General features: G+C 59.8%; 15 protein-coding genes, 1 pseudogene and 1 riboswitch. Of the genes and pseudogenes, 7 read left to right on the plus strand and 9 right to left on the minus strand.

Features of this window, described 5'->3' with window-relative positions:
• Positions 1-4: 4 nt before the first annotated feature.
• Complete coding sequence (locus AM571_RS11015) at positions 5-1171, minus strand: ABC transporter permease (protein WP_237358554.1); 1167 nt, start codon at positions 1169-1171, stop codon at positions 5-7.
• A gap of 100 nt (positions 1172-1271) precedes the next feature.
• On the opposite strand from AM571_RS11015, the gene dgcA reads away from it, so the two are divergent.
• Entirely contained in the window at positions 1272-2255 is a 984-nt protein-coding gene (gene dgcA / locus AM571_RS11020) for an N-acetyl-D-Glu racemase DgcA (protein WP_074063182.1), read from the plus strand.
• On the opposite strand, the gene AM571_RS11025 is transcribed toward dgcA, so the two are convergent.
• A complete protein-coding gene (locus AM571_RS11025) occupies positions 2207-3427 on the minus strand; it encodes an MFS transporter (RefSeq protein WP_074061432.1) in 1221 nt (406 codons plus the stop codon). The two genes, dgcA and AM571_RS11025, sit on opposite strands and share 49 nt — an antisense overlap.
• Before the next feature lie 84 nt (positions 3428-3511).
• Between AM571_RS11025 and AM571_RS36190 the strand changes: the two genes are divergently transcribed.
• Entirely contained in the window at positions 3512-3691 is a 180-nt protein-coding gene (locus AM571_RS36190) for a GNAT family N-acetyltransferase (RefSeq protein WP_155774431.1), read from the plus strand.
• Between the two features lie 75 nt (positions 3692-3766).
• On the opposite strand, the gene AM571_RS11030 is transcribed toward AM571_RS36190, so the two are convergent.
• Positions 3767-4573, minus strand: coding sequence for a UDP-2,3-diacylglucosamine diphosphatase (locus tag AM571_RS11030; protein ID WP_132550105.1), 807 nt, complete (start codon positions 4571-4573; stop codon positions 3767-3769).
• Positions 4574-4784: 211 nt separating this feature from the next.
• Here AM571_RS11030 and AM571_RS11035 point away from each other — a divergent pair, with 211 nt between their 5' ends.
• A complete protein-coding gene (locus AM571_RS11035) occupies positions 4785-7097 on the plus strand; it encodes an NADP-dependent malic enzyme (protein WP_074061434.1) in 2313 nt (770 codons plus the stop codon).
• Between the two features lie 102 nt (positions 7098-7199).
• Positions 7200-8285, plus strand: coding sequence for a DUF2865 domain-containing protein (locus AM571_RS11040; RefSeq protein WP_074063183.1), 1086 nt, complete (start codon positions 7200-7202; stop codon positions 8283-8285).
• Between the two features lie 7 nt (positions 8286-8292).
• Here AM571_RS11040 and bluB read toward each other — a convergent pair whose 3' ends face one another.
• The 3 genes from bluB to AM571_RS11055 form a co-directional block, all read right to left on the minus strand.
• Positions 8293-8979, minus strand: coding sequence for a 5,6-dimethylbenzimidazole synthase (gene bluB, locus AM571_RS11045; RefSeq protein ID WP_074061435.1), 687 nt, complete (start codon positions 8977-8979; stop codon positions 8293-8295).
• 75 nt (positions 8980-9054) lie between these two features.
• A riboswitch (cobalamin riboswitch) is annotated at positions 9055-9239 on the minus strand.
• Positions 9240-9256: 17 nt separating this feature from the next.
• Positions 9257-10087 (minus strand): TolB family protein, encoded by an 831-nt coding sequence (locus AM571_RS11050; protein WP_074061436.1) that lies wholly within the window; start codon positions 10085-10087, stop codon positions 9257-9259.
• 20 nt (positions 10088-10107) lie between these two features.
• Positions 10108-11787, minus strand: coding sequence for an NAD+ synthase (locus AM571_RS11055; RefSeq protein WP_074063184.1), 1680 nt, complete (start codon positions 11785-11787; stop codon positions 10108-10110).
• 194 nt (positions 11788-11981) lie between these two features.
• On the opposite strand from AM571_RS11055, the gene AM571_RS11060 reads away from it, so the two are divergent.
• Both AM571_RS11060 and AM571_RS11065 read left to right on the plus strand, forming a co-directional pair.
• Positions 11982-13901 carry an LTA synthase family protein gene (locus tag AM571_RS11060; RefSeq protein ID WP_132550568.1) on the plus strand — a complete coding sequence of 640 codons (1920 nt, stop codon included), beginning with the start codon at positions 11982-11984 and terminating at the stop codon, positions 13899-13901.
• Between the two features lie 290 nt (positions 13902-14191).
• Positions 14192-14725, plus strand: coding sequence for a DUF1003 domain-containing protein (locus tag AM571_RS11065; protein ID WP_074061438.1), 534 nt, complete (start codon positions 14192-14194; stop codon positions 14723-14725).
• On the opposite strand, the gene AM571_RS11070 is transcribed toward AM571_RS11065, so the two are convergent.
• The 3 genes and pseudogenes from AM571_RS11070 to AM571_RS11075 all read right to left on the minus strand — a co-directional run bounded on the left by AM571_RS11070 (position 14722) and on the right by AM571_RS11075 (position 17295).
• A complete protein-coding gene (locus AM571_RS11070; protein WP_074063185.1) occupies positions 14722-15117 on the minus strand; it encodes a GFA family protein in 396 nt (131 codons plus the stop codon). The two genes, AM571_RS11065 and AM571_RS11070, sit on opposite strands and share 4 nt — an antisense overlap.
• A gap of 286 nt (positions 15118-15403) precedes the next feature.
• A pseudogene (locus AM571_RS38340) lies at positions 15404-15663 on the minus strand (IS110 family transposase); the annotation flags it as partial.
• A gap of 258 nt (positions 15664-15921) precedes the next feature.
• Positions 15922-17295: a class II 3-deoxy-7-phosphoheptulonate synthase gene (locus AM571_RS11075; protein ID WP_074061439.1), complete on the minus strand. Its 1374-nt coding sequence runs from the start codon at positions 17293-17295 to the stop codon at positions 15922-15924.
• A gap of 307 nt (positions 17296-17602) precedes the next feature.
• Here AM571_RS11075 and AM571_RS11080 point away from each other — a divergent pair, with 307 nt between their 5' ends.
• Positions 17603-18943: a TadE/TadG family type IV pilus assembly protein gene (locus tag AM571_RS11080; protein ID WP_074061440.1), complete on the plus strand. Its 1341-nt coding sequence runs from the start codon at positions 17603-17605 to the stop codon at positions 18941-18943.
• Positions 18944-18961: the final 18 nt, after the last annotated feature.

Below are 18961 nucleotides of genomic sequence, written 5' to 3' on the forward strand. Positions count from 1 at the left end.
ACCCTTAAAAATTGATCGCCGCATAGAACATGGCGAACAGCCCGTCCATGAGGATGACGACGAAGATCGACTTCACCACGGAAGCCGTCACGTGTTGGCCGAGCGATTCGGCGCTGCCTCCGACCTTAAGGCCTTCCACGGCCGCGACAATACCGATGACGAGCGCCATGAAGGGCGCCTTGATCATGCCGGAGAGCACCGTCGACAGAGTGATCGCCTCGTGCAGGCGCGACAGGAAGGTTGCGAAGGTGATGCCAGAATAGGCCCAGGCGACCGCGGCCGCGCCGAACAGCGAGGCGAAGTTCGCCAGCACCGTCAGAAGCGGGAGCGCCACCGTCAGCGCCACAAGCCGCGGGAAGATGAGCACGCCCACCGGATTGAGGCCCATGACCTTCAGCGCATCGACTTCCTCGCGCATCTTCATCGAGCCGATTTCGGCCGTGATCGCGCTGCCCGAACGGCCGGCGATCATGATTGCCGTCAATAGCACGCCGATTTCGCGGAGCTGCAGGATGCCCACGAGGTCGACGACAAAGACTTCAGCCCCGAAATAGCGGAGCTGGAAGGCACCCTGCTGCGCGATGATGGCGCCGATCAGGAACGACATCAAAAGGATGATCGGAACGGCGCGCACGCCCATGTGGTCGATCTGGTTGACGATGGATGCCGGAGAAACGCCGCTGCCACGCCCGAACTTCATCTGAGCGCCGCGCACAGCCGAGCCCAAGATATACATCGCGGCCGTGAGGTCATTCCAGAGGTCCATGGTCACCTTGCCGACCGGGGCAAAGATGCGCTGGGCGATGCCGCTTTTCATCGCTGCCTCGGTCACTTCCTCCACCGGTTTCTCGGAGAATTCCTCGATCATCTCGTCGATGTGCGGATTGGTGCCTTCAAAACGAACCTGCCGCCCGGCCGCCTCTTCCTGCAGCTTGAGCCGGCAAAGCAGCCAGACACCGGCCGTGTCGATATCCTTCACGCCCGATAGGTCGAGCGTCAGATCACCTTTTCCACGGGAAATCTTTTCGAAGTCTTGGAGGACGAGGTGGATGTTCGCGCTGCGCCAATTGCCTTCTAGATGAACGCGGCGACCTCCACCATCGGCTCGGTCGTCCACGTGCAGTGAGGCGGCTTTGCGGGTGTCGGGCTTCAAAATGCTTGTGTCTTTCAAGGCTTGCGGCGACATTGCCGACTCGCGAACAAATCGCTCACGCCCGGCGCGTCAATATACCGAAGACACGCAGAATTTCCATGCTCGCAGGATTGCAATTATGCCACGCTCGCTCGAAATCCAGACGAATTCCTTTCCCATTGCGGGAAGTTTCACGATCTCGCGTGGCGCAAAGACGTCGGCGGACGTCATCACCTGCATTCTGACGGAAACGGGCAGGCGCGGCTGGGGCGAATGCGTTCCCTACCGACGCTATGGCGAAACGATGGAAAGCGTCGCCGCTCAGATCGAAGCCGCCCGGCCACTGATCGAGAAAGGCATTTCAGGCGAAGAGCTGCTTTCTGCCATGCCGCCCGGCGCAGCGAGAAATGCTGTCGATTGCGCGATATGGGATCTCGAAGCCAAGCTCGACGGAAAGCGCGTTGCCGAACGCATTGGGCTTGCGGCCGCAAAACCGCTTATGACCGCCTACACGATCTCGCTCGGCGAGCCCGAGACGATGACAGCGCAAGCGCTCGAACATTCTGCAAGGACGCTGCTCAAGGTCAAGGTCGGCACCGGCGACGATGAGAGCCGCATACGCGCCGTGCGCGAAGCCGCGCCTGACAGCATCATCATCCTCGATGCCAACGAGGGCTGGTCCGAGGAAACGCTGGAACACCACTTGCGCATCGCCGCCGAAATGAACATCGCCCTTGTCGAGCAGCCCCTGCCCGCCGGCCGGGATGAAATGCTCGCTGGCATCGCGCGCCCGGTCCTCGTCTGTGCCGACGAGAGCGTCCATCACACCGGCGATCTTGCAAGCCTGCGCGACCGCTATGACGCGATCAACATCAAGCTCGATAAAACCGGCGGCCTGACGGAGGCACTATTTATGAAACGAGAGGCAAAGCGCCTCGGCTTCCAGATCATGCTCGGCTGCATGGTGGGCACATCGCTCGCAATGGCACCAGCCGTGCTCTTGGCGCAGGACGCGGATTTCGTTGATCTCGACGGTCCGCTGCTTCTTGCCTGCGACCGGGAATGCGGGCTGCGCTACACCGCTTCCCTTGTCTGGCCGCCTGAGGCCGGCCTTTGGGGCTGAAGGTAGGAGGCGACGAAGACCAGAGACATCCCCAGCGCCGCGACGAGCGCCATCACGTAGAAGCCCGCGAGGCCGAGCCAGGCATAGATATAGCCGGAGGCGAGCGTCATCAGGCCCATGAACATGCCATTATAGAAGAAATAGGCGCCCTGGGCCGACGATTCCTGCGTCTCCTGTACGGTTGCCACGATCCGCCTCTGCACGCCGGAATGCACGAAGGCGAAGCTGCAGGAATGGAAACATTGCAGCACTAAAAAGCCAAAGAATCCCCAGTGCACTGGGAACAGGATCCAACGGCAGATGCAGACCGCGCAGCCGATGCGGATGAGCGTCCAGGCGTTGAAGCGGCGGTTCAGATGTTTGGAGACGAAGAACACCATGACTTCGGATGCGACGCCCGCACTCCAGAGCAAAGCCACCTGCGTTCCCGAAAAGCCGAGGTGATGCCAGTAAATGGAGGCGAAAGCATAAAGTAGCGCGTGGCTCGACTGCTGGATTGCCACGCCCCAAAGCAGCACCAGCAGGTGGGGCTGCCGCAGCGAACTGCCAGTGGCAGCCGGCAGGTCGACCGGCGTTCCGCGCCGGCGCGTCGGCCCGATGCGTGGACAGTGGATCGCCATCAGCATCGTCGCGACGAAGCCGAAAATCATCACCGGCAGCACCATCGAGCCACCCCAATGGCCGATCATCTCGCCGCCGATCAGGGTCGATGCGATGAAGGCGATCGAGCCCCATACGCGCATCGAGCCGTAGTCCAGTCCCCATCGGCGAACGCCAGAAATGACGATCGATTCGACGACCGGCAGGTAGGGCGCAAAGGTCGCTCCCTGCATACTGAAAACGATCAGGACCGGCCAGAAACTAGTCGTCCAGCAGAGCGCGACCGCCGTCAACAGCGACAGTCCGCCGGACCACAACAACACGTCGGCGCGCTCCTTCATTCGATCGGCATACATCGCGACGACCGGCGCGACGAGGACGCGCACCACCATCGGCACCGCCAGGATGATGCCGATTTCATGATCGGTGAATTCGTGGAATGCGAGCCAGACTGGAAAAAAGGGAAGAACGACACCGTTTACGGTCAGCGGTGCGCAATAAGACAGGGCGCTGAGCAGCCGGAAGCGCGGCGGCGCCTCCTCGCCTGTCGGAGCATTCTGTGCGGGAATCATCGTTGGACCTGCAGGAAACCAGATGGTTGCCTATCACATCAACCCAAGGTCTACTATGGTCAGAAATAGCCTTCCGGAAACGTTGTGAAAAAAGCTGAACTACTCCGCTTACAACCCATGCTCAGCGTCGTTTCGTCCAACGTTGCGGCGATCCGGCTTTACAGATCCATGGGTTTTAAAGAGTGGGCCGTCGAGGTCGAAGCTTTAAAGGTGGGTGATATTTACCATGACGAGATCCTCATGCGGCTGGAACTAGGCCCATGATAACCGGCGCCACAAGCAAGCTCGCTGCATCGACTGGATTCCGTCGGATATCGCTTCAATATTCACAAATGAGATTCAGGCGGCCTGCGGCTCGAGTTCGCTGTCGCGATGCTCAAGCGCCATCGGGATGGCCTGAGCGTCGGCAATCGTGCTCCAGGTTATGAGTTCGAACGTGCCGTCCTCGTGCTCGGCAATTGCCGTACAGCTCTCCACCCAGTCGCCGGTGTTGATATAGCGCACGCCGTCCATGTCCTCGATCACAGCATGGTGGATATGGCCGCAGATGACGCCGTCGGCGCCGTGCTTGCGGGCTTCGTCGGCCACGACGCGCTGGAACTCGCCGATGAAATTGACGGCATGCTTCACCTGCAGTTTCGCCCAGGCGGAGAAAGACCAATAGGGCATGCCCATGCGGCGGCGGATCGCGGCCAGCACGACGTTGATCTTGATTGCCGTGTCATACGCCCAGTCCCCGAGATAGGCGAGCAGGCGGGCATTTCGCACGACGACGTCGAACTCGTCCCCATGCAGGATCAGGTATTTCTTGCCGTCCGCGCCGTCATGCATCATGCGCTCGGCGACTTCGATGCCGCCGAAATGCATCCCGGGGAAGTCGCGGAGGAATTCGTCGTGATTGCCAGGGATATAGACGACGCGCGTGCCCTTGCGCGCCTTGCGCAGCAGCTTCTGCACGACGTCGTTGCAGACCTGCGGCCAGTACCAGCTGCGCTTCAGCCGCCAGCCGTCGACGATGTCGCCTACCAGAAATATCGTATCGGCGTCGTGATACCGAAGAAAATCGAGGAGGAAGTCCGCCTTTGCCGCCTTCGAGCCGAGATGCACATCGGAAATGAAGAGAGTACGGAAATGTCGAATATCCATATGTCGTTCACAAGCATCTTGCCTGCGTCCCATCGTTCATCTGGCCTTCCAAAATCAGACTCGTGTTTCAGGAAGATGACAGATGCGCGAAATGGCGCATTCGCAGCGCTCGCGAGTTTTCCGCTCGGATGCGAAATTCTGACTGTCCCAGCCAGCCGATTGTTGTATGGAGAGGTCTTCAAAAGATGTGAGTGCGCAAGCGGAGACGGCAATGGATCATCAGGAAAAATCCAAGACGGAGAAAGACGAGACCGGCGGAAACCTCGACGAACAGGCGCTTTTCTTCCATCGTTATCCCCGTCCCGGCAAACTTGAAATCCAGCCGATCAAGCCACTCGGCAACCAGCGCGACCTGGCACTCGCCTATTCGCCCGGCGTCGCAGCACCATGCCTTGCGATCCGTGACAATCCGGAGACGGCGGCTGATTATACCTCGCGCGCCAATCTCGTCGCCGTCATCTCCAACGGCACAGCGGTTCTCGGCCTCGGCAATATCGGCCCGCTCGCCTCCAAGCCCGTCATGGAAGGCAAGGCCGTCCTGTTCAAGAAATTTGCAGGCATCGACGTCTTCGACGTTGAAATCGAGGCGCCCACCGTCGACCAGATGGTCTCCACCATCGCCTCGCTCGAGCCGACCTTTGGCGGCATCAATCTCGAGGACATCAAGGCGCCGGAGTGTTTCGAGGTGGAACGCCAGCTTCGCGGGAAGATGAAGATCCCGGTTTTCCATGACGACCAGCACGGCACGGCCATCATCGTCGCCGCAGCGATCCTTAACGGACTGGAGCTTGCCGGCAAGAAGATCGAGAATGTGAAAATCGTCGCCTCCGGCGCGGGTGCCGCTGCACTTGCCTGCCTCAACCTCCTGGTGACGCTCGGCGCGAAGCGAAAAAACATCTGGGTCCACGATATCGAAGGCCTCGTCTATGAAGGCCGCACTGAACTGATGGACGAATGGAAGGCTGTCTATGCACAGAAAAGTAAGATGCGTACGCTTGCCGACAATATCGGCGGCGCCGATGTCTTCCTTGGCCTTTCGGCTGCCGGTGTCCTGAAGCCCGACCTGCTGTCACAGATGGCGGAAAAGCCGCTCATCATGGCTCTCGCCAATCCGACCCCCGAAATCATGCCTGACCTTGCGCGTGCCGCCCGCCCGGATGCGATGATCTGCACCGGCCGCTCGGATTTCCCGAACCAGGTGAACAACGTCCTCTGTTTCCCCTATATATTCCGCGGCGCGCTTGATTGCGGCGCCACAGCCATCAACGAAGAAATGAAGATGGCAGCCGTTAAGGCCATCGCGGGACTTGCCCGCGAGGAAGTATCGGACGTCGCGGCTCGCGCCTATTCCGGCGAGACGCCCGTCTTCGGCCCGAATTACCTTATTCCCTCGCCCTTCGATCCGCGTCTCATCCTGCGCATCGCCCCGGCTGTCGCCAAGGCCGCGGCCGAGACGGGCGTCGCGTCGCGGCCGATTGCCGATTTCGACGCCTACCTCGATCAGTTGAACCGGTTCGTTTGGCGTTCGGGCTTCGTCATGAAGCCGATCTTTACCAGCGCCAAGCTTTGCGAGAAGAAACGCGTCATCTTCGCGGAGGGAGAAGACGAGCGCGTCCTGCGCGCGGCCCAGGTTCTGCTGGAAGAAAAGACCGGCGAGCCGATTCTAATTGGCCGCCCCTCGGTCATCGAGGCACGCCTCAAGCGGTTCGGCATCCGCATTCGCCCGAACATCGACTTCGCCGTGGTGAACCCCGAAGATGACCCGCGCTATCGCGACTATGTCGACGACTACTTCGCGCTCGTCGGCCGTGCTGGCATCAATCCGGAAGCCGCCCGCACGATCGTGCGCACCAACAACACGGTTATCGGCGCCTTGTCGGTGAAGCGCGGCGAGGCGGATGCCCTCATCTGCGGCGTGGAAGGTCGCTTCGACCGCCACTTGAAAGACGTCGGCCAAATCATCGGCAGACGACCGGGTGCCTGCACCTTCGCCGGCCTCAGCCTGTTGATCACCCAGAAAGGGCCGGTCTTCTTCGCCGATACTTTCGTGAACTACAATCCGACCCATGAGGAAATCGCCGAGATCGCCGTTCTCGCTGCCCAGGAGGTTCGCCGCTTCGGCATCACTCCTAAGGCTGCGCTCATCTGCCATTCGAACTTCGGCTCACGAAACTCCGAGAGCGCACGCAAGATGCGCGATGCCCTGCAGCTCGTGCGCGATCGCGCCCCGGATCTGGAGGTCGATGGTGAAATGCAAGCCGGTTCTGCACTGTCGGAAGCGCTGCGCAAGCGCGCCATGCCGGATAGTTCGCTTGCCGGCGAAGCCAACCTATTGCTCTTCCCGAACCTCGATGCCGCCAACATCTCCCTCGGCCTCGTCCGTACCATGATGGATGCGCTCCATGTCGGCCCGATTTTGCTGGGAACTGCACAACCTGCGCATATCCTGTCGACTTCGGTCACCTCGCGCGGCGTTGTCAACATGGCGGCGCTTGCCGTCGTTGAGGCTTCTCAGCCGGCGTAAGTTGTCGCCAACTGCAAAAATGCGCTACTATTGCCTCGCCAGCTTGTTAACGGAAGCAGGTGTCGCGCCGCGCTCTGGCCCGACCTTGCTGCGGATGATGCCGTGAAACGCCGAAACCTGACCCTTGCGATCCTGCTTGTCCTGGCCGCGCCTGCTGCCGCGCAGACGAATGAGATCTGCGACGACCTGCGCGGCCGCATCGCCGATCTGCCCCAAGTCATCGGCAACGGCCCCGAAGTCCGCCAATATGCGAGCGCTATCGCCGAGCAGAATCTCGAGCTTAGAAAGGTCCGCAACGACCTGCGCGGCTACGGCTGCTCGGTGGACAGCATGGTCGTGATCGGCGGCGAGAATGCGGACTTTTGCAGCGAGCTCCAGCAGTCCGAGGCGCGCATGGTCGACAACATTCGATACCTGCAGGAGCGGCGTAACGAACTGCGCGATCAGGGCGGCGCCGATTATCGCGTCCGCCGCGAGCTGATGGCGGCGCTCGAAGACAACGGCTGCAACGACGAGCTCGATTATGCGCCCGACCCGCAGGCCTATGCACCGGCGCCAAGTCCAGAAGAACAGGCGATGCGGAGCGATACCTTCATTCCGCTTGGAGAAGGCGAACAAGGCGACATCCAATACGGCGTGCCGGACGGCGAGCTCATGTCGCATGTCAGCACCATGTGCGTGCGCACCTGCGACGGCGGCTTCTTCCCGATCACAACGAATGCAACGTCGATCGATTTCAACCGCGACGCAGCGACGTGTTCGAGAATGTGCCCGGGTATCGAGACGGAGCTTTTCTATCAAGACATCTCGAATACCGATGCCGCAAACATGATCTCGGCCTCGACCGGTGCGCCCTACAGCGCCATGCCGAATGCCTTTGCCTACAAGAACCGCGCGCCCGGCGAAAAGTCCTCCTGTTTGTGCAATCTCAGCGCCTATTACGAGAACATGCGCAAGAATCAATCGATCAGCGAACCGCCGACGAAAGGCTCGATCACCAGTATCAAGACGAAGCCGCCATCGGGCGCCGCCTCCACGCCTGCCCGCCAGCCGCAGGTGCCGGACCGCCCCTATGACCCGGCGAACAGTAAAGTCCGCCAGGTCGGTCCGCAGTTCCTCGCTGGCGATCAGGGTGCGATCGATCTCAAGAACCCCGCAACGCCCGGACCGCAGCCCCAGCAGAACTGACGCGTCGTTAATGGCTTCCCCATCGGTCGCAGAACACCAGGTCTTTCAGCGGCAGGCGCTGGCGCCAGCCTTTCACGGCAAGTTCCGGCGCTGTGTAAAGCTGATCGACATAACCCACACAAAGCCAGGCGACGATTTCGATCCGCTCTGGAATGCCGAGCAATTCCCGAATATCCGCATCGTGGAAGATGCTAACCCAGCCGACCCCGATGCCTTCGGCCCGGGCAGCAAGCCACAGGTTCTGCACGGCGCAGACTGTCGAATAGACATCCGTACGCCGATTGTGGGTGCGGCCGATGACTACCGGCCCTGCCCTGTCGGGATCGCAGGTGACGCAAATGCTGAGCGGCGCCTTCCGGATGCCTTCGAGCTTCAGGCTTGTGTACATATCCCGCCGCTCCTCTTCAAACATGTCGGCCGCTTCCCTGTTGGCGCGCGAAAACGCCTGCCAGGCGGCCTGGCGCACCTTCGGATCGCGGATCACGATGAAATTCCAGGGCTGCATGAAACCGACCGAGGGCGCGGCATGCGCCGCCCCCAGCAGCCGCGACACCAGATCGTCAGGCAGGGGATCGGGCAGAAACTGATCGCGCACGTCGCGGCGCGTTTCGATGGCTCTATAGACGGCGGCCCGGTCATCGTCGGAAAAATGGCCGGCCGGCACCAGGGAGCGGGCAAAAGGTTCAAGTTGCATCGTCAAATCCCCAACAATGCTTCAGCACCCGCGCACAGGCGCGGGAAGCGTCAAAACTTCGCCGCCGTCCACGCGGTTCGGTCTATCTTGTCAGGCCGGTCTTCTGACTTGGCGTCACCCGCTTGCCGCGGCCTTCCCGGCAGATGCCAGTGGCCATTGTTGCAGAAAGCGTCAGCCTCACAGCGTTGGGCACGTTCCGGTCCTTCACCGGATTCCCGATTCTCCTGCTGGATGCAGGCACCTGACGCAGTCTCTATCGTCCGAGTCGGCGGCTCGTTCAAGTCCCGGGGAAATAACGCACATAGGCAAATTCGTCACCATCAGGTGACCAGCAGGGTACATTGATCGTTCCCTGTCCGCCGAAGAGCTCGAACAGCGTGGTCAGGTTGCCGCCGTCTATGTCCATCAGCCGCAACCGCACATCGAGGTCGCGCGGATGATCGAAGACCTCCGGATCGTAAGAAAGGATCAGCACCTTGTCGTTCTTCGGCGAGGGATGCGCAAACCAGTTGCCATAATTGTCGAATGTCACCTGTTCCAGGCCGGTTCCATCCGGATGGATGCGCCAGATCTGCATGAGACCGGTGCGGCTGGAGTTGAAGTAGATCCATCTCCCGTCAGACGAATAATCCGGCCCGTCGTTTCGACCCTCGCCATGCGTCAGCCGTTTTTCGGGGCCACCATCGACGGAGATCGTATAAATGTCGAAGAGGTCGTCGCGAATGCCGCAATAGGCGAGCTCCCTGCCGTTCGGTGACCAACCGTGCCAATAGGAGGGCAGATTTTCGGTGATCAGCCGCGGCGTCCCGCCAGCCGCCGGCAGAATATAGATCGCCGACTTGCCGAATTCGGTCTTGTCGGAAATGACGATTTGCGTCCCGTCCGGCGAAATGCCGTGATCGTTATTACACTGCGTTGCAAAATCCGTATCGACCTGTTGGAGGCCGCCGGTACCGTCCGGCCGCAGCCGGTAAAGCAACCCGTCGCCATTCAACAGCACATAGCCGCCATCGGGCGAAAAATTCGGCGCCTCGATCAGCTTTTCCGTCTGGACGACAATCCGGCTTTCGCCGGTGCGAATATTGTAGATCTCGACCGAACTGCGCATGCATACTCCCGGATCTTGGGTTACCGGTCGCGGAACCGGTTGGTAATCGGGTAGCGGCGATCGCGCCCAAAGTTCTTCTTGGTTATCTTGACGCCCGGAGCCGATTGGCGGCGTTTGTATTCGGCGAGATAGAGCAAATGCTCGACGCGGTGGACGGTCGCCACATCATGCCCGCGCGCGAGGATCTCCTCGACCGCCATCTCCTTCTCGACGAGGCATTCGAGGATGTCGTCCAGAACCGGATAAGGCGGCAGCGAATCCTGGTCCGTCTGGTCCGGGCGAAGTTCGGCGGACGGCGCCTTGTCGATGATGTTCTGCGGGATCACCTTGCCGGACGGCCCCAGCGCGTCCGGCGGCACATGACTGTTGCGCCAGCGCGACAGCGCATAGACCTGCATCTTGTAAAGGTCCTTGATCGGATTGAACCCGCCGTTCATATCGCCGTAGAGCGTCGCATATCCAACCGACATTTCCGATTTGTTGCCGGTCGTGACAACCATCGAGCCGAACTTGTTGGAGATTGCCATCAGGATCGTGCCGCGCGCACGGCTTTGCAGGTTCTCCTCGGTAATGCCGCTATCGGTTCCTTCGAACAGCCGTGAGAGCGCCGAAGTGAAGCCGTTCACCGGGTCCTCGATCGGCACGATGTCGTAACGACAGCCGAGCGCCTTGGCGCAATCGGCGGCATCCTTCAGCGAATCGGTTGACGTGTAGCGATACGGCAGCATCACCGTTCGAACGCGCTCCTCGCCCAGAGCATCGACGGCGATCGCCGCGCAGAGCGCCGAGTCGATACCGCCGGAGAGACCAAGGACGACATTCTTGAATCCATTCTTGTTCACATAATCACGGAAACCGACCAGGCAGGCGCGATAGTCGGCCTCGTCGGGCTCGGGAATCCGAGACATGGGGCCTTCGCTGCAGCGCCAACCATGTTCGCCGCGCTTCCAGGTCGTCACCGCCAGCGCCGTTTCGAACTGGCTCATCTGAAAGGCCAGCGTCCTGTCGCCATTGAAGGCGAAACTCCCACCGTCGAAGACGAGTTCGTCCTGGCCGCCGAGTTGATTGGCAAAGACGAGCGGTAGGCCGGTTTCGATCACCTGCTTGAGCGCCACCTGATGGCGCACGTCGACCTTGCCGCGATAATAGGGCGAACCGTTCGGCACGAGCAGGATTTCGGCGCCACTTTCGGCAAGTGTCTCGCAGACGTCGAGATCGTTCCAGATCTCTTCGCAGATCGGCACGCCGATCCGCACACCGCGGAAATTCACCGGCCCCGGCATCGACCCTTCGGAAAAGACGCGCTTCTCGTCGAACTCGCCGTAGTTCGGGAGGTCGATCTTGTCACGCAGCACCAGGATCTGGCCGCCGTCGAGAACTGCAACCGAGTTGTGCCGCCCGGTCTTTCCCTGCCGCGGAAAGCCGACGATGACGCCGGGGCCGCCGTCTGCGGTATCGGCTGCGAGGTCCTCGACCGCCTTCAGGCAGGCCCTTAGGAAGGCCGGTTTCAGCACGAGGTCTTCCGGCGGATAACCGGAAATGAAAAGCTCCGTCAGAAGCAGCAGATCCGCGCCCTGGCGGGCCGCATCGGTGCGTGCCTCACGAGCTTTGGCGAGGTTTCCGGCGACATCGCCGACTGTCGGGTTCAACTGGGCAACGGCAATCCGGAGCGTATTCAAAGGAGCGTTTTCCTGTGTCATGTCATCCATTTAGCGCGGGTCGCCCGCCTCTTCAATTGCCCGTTCCATGAAAAGACGCCGGGTATGGCGGGCGAAAAACTCAAACCCTTGGGAAAAGCCGGCGCCCCGCAAGGTTCATCTAGCGTTCATGACGGACATGTGACACTTCGGTGAAAATTTTATGACATCGGAGCATACCGTTGATTGCGTTGATAATGAAGTCTCTACCCTCGAGCAAAGCAGCACTGCTTTCCGCCGGTTTCGGGTCGAGTTTAAAGTCTCCGGCAGCGCGCGCGGCAATCGGCATCCTGTTTTCGTTTTCCCTCGCTTTCCTCAGCGTCGTCGCTGTCGAATGGATTGCGCGCGGCACCTTGACCGATGTGGGCGAGTTCCTGACATCGACGGTCAGGCCCGGCATGACGACCGTCGCCATGCTGGCGATCGTGATGTTGACCCTCGATGCCGTATTTGGCCGGCGCCACCAGTCGGCATTTGTATTGATCCCGCTTTTTCTGGTTCCTGCCTTTGTCTCCAATCAGAAGCAGCACTTTCTCTCCGACCCCTTCTATCCGTCAGACATACTCTTTACTCGTCAGATCATGGAGCTGCTGCCGGTCATGGTGCGAGACAGGCCGTTGACCGCCGCAACGCTTCTCGTCGGCATCGTGCTTTTCGCCTCAGGCATAGTTTTCGCATGGCGTTATGCATGGCAGAACTTTCCCAAGCTCTCGCGCCAGGCACGCCTGCGCCACCTCTGCCTTGGGCTGCCGGTGATAGCGGCCTTCGCCTCGCTCATGGACTATTCGCAATATTCCTACGTTCGCGACCGCCTGCAGGTCGTACCGATGATGTGGGACCAGAAGGAAAACTACCGCAGCAACGGTTTCATACTGGCCTTCCTCTTCAACATCCCGATGGCCGACGTCGCAGCGCCCGCCGGTCTCAACGCCGATGCACTCGACGCGATTCCCTCGCGCAACTACGGCTATCTGACGGGCCCGAAAGAAAAGCCGGACATCATTATGCTGATGAGCGAGTCCTTTTGGGATCCGACGAGGTTGAAAAATCTCTCGTTCAGCGCCGACCCGATGCCGAACGTCCGCGCCGCGCAGTCCGGATACGTCTTCTCGCCGGAATTCGGCGGCATGACCGCCAATGTCGAATTTGAGGCACTGACCGGATTTTCGAACGCCTTCCTGCCTTACGGCAGCATTCCTTACCAGCAATATGTCCGCAGCGACGTGCCCTCGCTTGCCACCTTCTTCCGCGGCGAAGGCTATATCGCCCGCGCCTTGCACCCCTTCAGTGGCTGGTTCTGGAACCGCAACCAGGTCTACAAGGATTTCGGTTTCGAGGAGTTCCGGACCGAAGAAACGATGCCGCCGATGGAAAAGCGCGGCATCTTCGCCTCCGACGATTCCCTGACGAAGGAGATCATGCGCGAGGGCGACGGCCTCGATAAGCCATTCTTCTTCTTCGCCGTCACCTTGCAGGGACATGGTCCCTACGAGCCGTATCGCTATGCACGCAACACGATTGGCATCCGCGGCAACATTCCAGAGGCCGATCGTGCGACGCTTGCGACCTATGCGCAGGGCGTGAAGGAAGCTGACGACAGTCTCAAGATGCTGATGAATTGGGCCTCGAAGCGCGAGCGCGAAACGATCATCGTGCTCTGGGGCGATCACCTGCCGCCGCTCGGCAACGTCTATATGAGCGCCGGCTACATGGCGGACCAGGTGGCCACCCGCAGGGCGCCGCTCGACGTAATGAAGCGCGAGCATGAAACGCCGCTGGTCATCTGGTCGAACAAGAAAGGGGTGAAGCAGAACGTCGGCACGATCAGCCCGTCGCTGATCTCCTACAACCTCCTCAAGTTCGCCGGTTTCGAGCATCCCTTCTACACCGGCTTCCTCGGCCGCGTGCAGAAGAAATACGACATCATCGACCGTTACCAACTGGCGGCGCGCAACAAGAATGTGACGCCGGACTGGTTGCGCGACCGGAAAAAACTCGACCCCCTTGTGCGTGATTACGGCTACCTGCAGCACGACATCATGTTCGGCAAAGCGCGGACGCTGGAGCGCTTTTTCCCAAAGCACGACCTGCTCGCCGAGGGCCACCTGAGCCATTGAGTGCAGTCGGCGGCTCCGTTGCACATGTAACTCGAAGATCGCATGACGATCCCAATCTCGACGAGACGCTGAAACAGCGGCTGCGGATTCGCGCCGCACGCATGGCCACTCCCGGAAGACGAAGCCCGTCACCCAGCCGCTGACGTCGATTTCAACATCACCGGCTTCGGCAAATTTGGCCTTGATGTTGTCAATTCCTGGAGGAGTCGGATAGTGGCAAGGCGCAAGCTGAGCGCACATTCGCTGACTAAGCAGATCTTCCGCGCGGGTGCCAGATATCGGAGCCAGTCATGAATAATATCTCGAACTTCGTTCACCTGCATTTCGACAGGCCGACTGAGCAACTCGGCGACATCGAAAAGCGCGTCCTCAGGAGGACGCACGAACGCAAGATCATCTCGACCGACGTCAATGAAGCCTTTTCCGCCGAGGCGACCTTCGGAGCGCGCGTCGCTGACGGTATCGCAAGGGTGGGCGGCTCCTGGTCCTTCATTATCGCCTTCCTCGCTTTCCTGGCGATCTGGGCGGTAATAAACACCATTGTCCTTGCAACGCGCGCCTTCGACCCTTATCCCTTCGTCTTCCTGAACCTGATCCTCTCCATGCTGGCCGCTCTCCAGGCGCCGATCATCATGATGTCGCAGAACCGGCAGGCCGAGCGCGACCGCTTCGAAGCAGCCAAGGATTATGAAGTAAATCTCAAGGCCGAGCTCGAGGTCATGTCACTGCACCAGAAAATCGACATGCACGTCGTGACTGAACTCGCCGCGCTGCGTGAAGAGGTCGGGCGCCTGAACACTTTGCTGGCCGGAAAAGGGGCTTAAACACCTTTTGCGTATTTCAGCGCGCCTTCGTCAATCTCATAGAAGTCGCCCTTGTCGGCACAGTAGATATGATAGCCGAAGGAAAGCCCGCTCGGCAGGTCGAAGGCACCGGCCATCACGGAAACTTCTGGCGATCCCTTCCGCTGCCAAAAGAGCGCCGAACCGCAGTTTTCGCAGAAGCCGCGCTCAGCCGTCTCGCTCGACCGGTACCAGCGGATCGAGCTATTGCCCTCGATCGTCAGGCTATCTAGGGAGACGTCGCAAGACGCGTAGTAGAGCCCAGTCTGCCGTCGGCACTGTGAGCAATGACATGCGACAACTGGTCCGGGCTTGCGCCGGCTTAAAAACCTCACCGCCCCGCAGGCACAGCCACCCGTATATTCCTTTGTCATTCGCAGCTCCGTTTTCGATGGAATGCGAAATTGGCCGCTTGCCTGGAGCTGCGTCAAATCCAATTCCTTGAAGCACAGCGTCAAGAATTTTGATGCCGGACTTCCTAAAAGCCCTGACCAGCAATCGGTGCATGTTCAAGAGAGAATAAACGGTGTTAGAGGTCAGGGACTTGCCTGATGAGATCTCGCATTCTTGCGTTGAGCGTGATGACGATTTTGCCCTTGACGGCGCCCATGGCGACCTTCGCGGGTTTGCTGTTTTTTCTAGTGCGTGACCAGGTCGGTGGTCGGTCCTAAAGAGCTGACCGAAGTCTTTTGCGAACTGCCTGATCTGTTTGGCGTTCACCCGTGCCACCGGCAACTGCGTCGCCAGCAGTGCATCGGGCCTCATAGCCGCCGGTCGGCTCCAGGACGAGCCGCTCGCCCCCTCAAAAGGGGCAAGATCCCGGCAGCGGTGTTGGCAAAACTCGCCGACTGCTCCTCTGGCAAAAGGCAGACGTCAAAGGATGTTTTTGATATGTCGATGCCGACAAACCGGATAGGTATAGGTCTTGAAGGGCTTATCCCTCTTATGCGCGAGCGTGAAACCCTCTCAACGGTTCGACCTAGCCTTCAAGTAGCAAAAGATTCTTTACTTACGAACGAAAGTTCGGGTCCGGAAAGACAAGCCGCTTTGGGCACCGCCATTGCGGTTTTCAATCACCACAATGACAAACGCGGCCAGACCGTCATAGCACTGTCCCGCCTTGCAATGTATAAGGCCCGGCGCTGAGCCGGGCTCTCGATTTCGTTCATTCGTGCAGATCAGCCGTTGACGGCCATCCGCTTCTCGTCGCGGCCGCCCTTCATGCGCTCGGCGAGCAGGAAGGCCAGTTCGAGCGCCTGGTCGGCATTGAGGCGCGGGTCGCAATGCGTGTGGTAGCGGTCCTGCAGATCGTCCGCAGAAACGGCGCGGGCGCCACCCGTGCATTCCGTCACGTCCTTGCCGGTCATCTCGATATGAATGCCGCCCGGATGCGTGCCTTCTGCGCGGTGGATCTGGAAGAAGCTTTCGACTTCCGACAGGATGCGCTCGAACGGACGCGTCTTGTAATTGTTGAGCGTGATCGTATTGCCGTGCATCGGGTCGCAGGACCAGACGACCTTGCGGCCTTCGCGCTCGACCGAACGGATGAGGCGCGGAAGGTGGTCGGCAACCTTTTCGTGGCCGAAACGGCAGATCAGCGTCAGGCGGCCGGCTTCGTTTGCCGGGTTCAGGATGTCGATCAGGTTCAAGAGGTCGTCCGCCTGCAGCGACGGGCCGCATTTAAGCCCGATTGGATTCTTGATGCCTCGGCAGTATTCGACATGCGCATGGTCGGCCTGGCGCGTGCGATCGCCAATCCAGATCATGTGGCCGGAAGTCGCGTACCAGTCGCCGGAGGTGGAATCGACGCGCGTCAGCGCTTCTTCGTAGCCGAGCAGCAGCGCCTCGTGGCTGGTGAAGAAATCCGTCTCGCGCAGGCTCGGGTGGTTCTCGGACGTGATGCCGATCGCCTTCATGAAGTCCATGGTTTCGCTGATGCGGTCGGCAAGCTTGCGGTAGCGCTCGCCCTGCGGGCTGTCCTTGACGAAGCCGAGCATCCACTGGTGGACGTTCTCGAGGTTGGCATAGCCGCCCATCGCGAAGGCGCGCAAGAGGTTCAGCGTCGCGGCCGACTGGCGGTAAGCCATGGCCTGACGTTCCGGGTTCGGAATACGCGCTTCCTCGGTGAATTCGATGCCGTTGACAATATCGCCGCGGTAGCTCGGCAGCGAGACGCCGTTCTGCGTTTCGATGCCCGAAGAGCGCGGCTTGGCGAACTGGCCGGCAATGCGGCCGACCTTGACCACAGGCAGCTGTGCGCCGAACGTCAGCACGACGGCCATCTGCAGGAAGGCGCGGAAGAAGTCGCGGATAGTGTCGGCACCGTGCTCGGCGAAGCTCTCGGCGCAGTCCCCGCCCTGCAGCAGGAAACCGTTACCTTCGGAGACATTGGCGAGATGTTTCTTGAGACGGCGCGCTTCACCCGCAAATACGAGCGGCGGATAGGTGGCGAGCTGGGCTTCCGTTGCCGCCAAAGCGGCCTGGTCGGGATAGTCCGGGACCTGCTGGATCGGCTTTTGCCTCCAACTGCTCGGGGTCCAAGTCTCTGCCATTTTAGTCACCTTTGTCTCGCCGGGATCGCTGCCCGGCGCCTGTCGTCCACAATAACGGCGGCTTATAAACCTTTAGCATCCGCTTGCCTAGCGCCGTTCGACATCGTTCTGAACGGAAGCCAATGCTGCCACGCTTACAAGATAAGCCCCTGATGCGCCTTCAATCCCGCCCTCCGATTTACGTTACATATACTATAAATTTTTGGGGGTAATTCAGCAATTTGTGTCAAACACGAATCTGAAACTGCACGCCATGAAGAGCGCGCTTCGTCTTCGCCGATGATCGGCCCGATCCTGGGGGAATGATATGAAGAAGCTGGCGCGCCGCCTTGTGGGCGATCGTTCGGGAAACTTTGGAATAATGACAGCATTGCTTGCCGTGCCGGTCCTTGGCGCGGCGGGCATGGCAGTCGATTTTGCCCACGCACTCAGTCTCAGGACCCAGCTCTATGCGGCCGCGGACGCAGCGGCTGTGGGTGCCATTTCCGAGAAATCGCCGGCGGTCGCAAAAGCCATGACCATGCAGGGTGATGGGACCATCACAGTAGGCTCTGAAGACGCACAAACGATGTTCATGGGCCAGATGGCCGGCGAAACGAGCAAATTACCGATCAACCTTGAGATCAACGTTACGAAGACCGGCAGCGTCATCGCATCACGCGTGGCCTTCAGTGCTGCGATGCCGACCACCTTCATGCAGCTTCTGGGCCGCGAGACAGTCACGATCGGCGGCACGGCGACAGCGCAATACCAGACGCCGTCCTACATGGACTTCTACATGCTGCTCGATAACACTCCTTCGATGGGCGTCGCCGCGACGCCCGATGATATCGAGCGAATGAAACATGCCACCCGATTTGGCAACGCTAAGGGCAAGGACGCTAAGTGCGCGTTTGCCTGCCATATCGTTTCCGAGAAAGGTGTCGAAGACAAAACCAGCTACTACAATGTCGCACTGAACAACAACATTCCAATCCGGATCGATGTGGTTGCGCAGGCGACAAAGGCACTTATGGAAACGGCAGAACAAACCCAGACGGTTAAGGGGCAGTTCCGCATGGCCGCTTACACCTTTGGCAAGACAGCTCAGGATGCGCAGCTTTTCAAGGTCGCAGAACTGGACGAGAATCTGTCGACAGTCGGCGAAGCGACCAAAAACATCAAGCTTATGAGCATCCCCTTTCAGAACTACAACCAAGATCAGCAGACCAGCTTCGACGATGCGCTGACCAAAATCGAAAAAGAGATCAAAGAAATTCCCGGCCAAGGCACAAGCAGCGCGGACCGCCAGAAGATCGTCTTCTTCGTCTCAGATGGCGTGGGTGACCACGCCAAGCCCACCGGCTGCACCAGCCCGAAAGGCCGAGTCAACAGCACTCGCTGCATCGAACCTATCGATACGAAGTTCTGCGAATATCTGAAGAATAAGAATATCAAGATAGCCGTTCTTTATACGACCTATCTGCCCCTGGAGGATAACGGCTTCTGGAAGGACTGGGTCAAACCGTTCGACGGCATCATCGCCACCCGGATGCAAGAATGTGCGAGCCCCGGCTACTTTTTCCAGGTGTCCCTGACGCAAGGCATTACCGAGGCTATGGACACCCTCTTCCACAAGATCGTCAGCACGCCGCGTCTCACCGGGTAATGCGCGGCACCACCCAAC

It is taken from the genome of Rhizobium etli 8C-3 (assembly GCF_001908375.1).
In the GTDB taxonomy this organism is placed as follows: Bacteria; Pseudomonadota; Alphaproteobacteria; order Rhizobiales; family Rhizobiaceae; genus Rhizobium; species Rhizobium etli_B.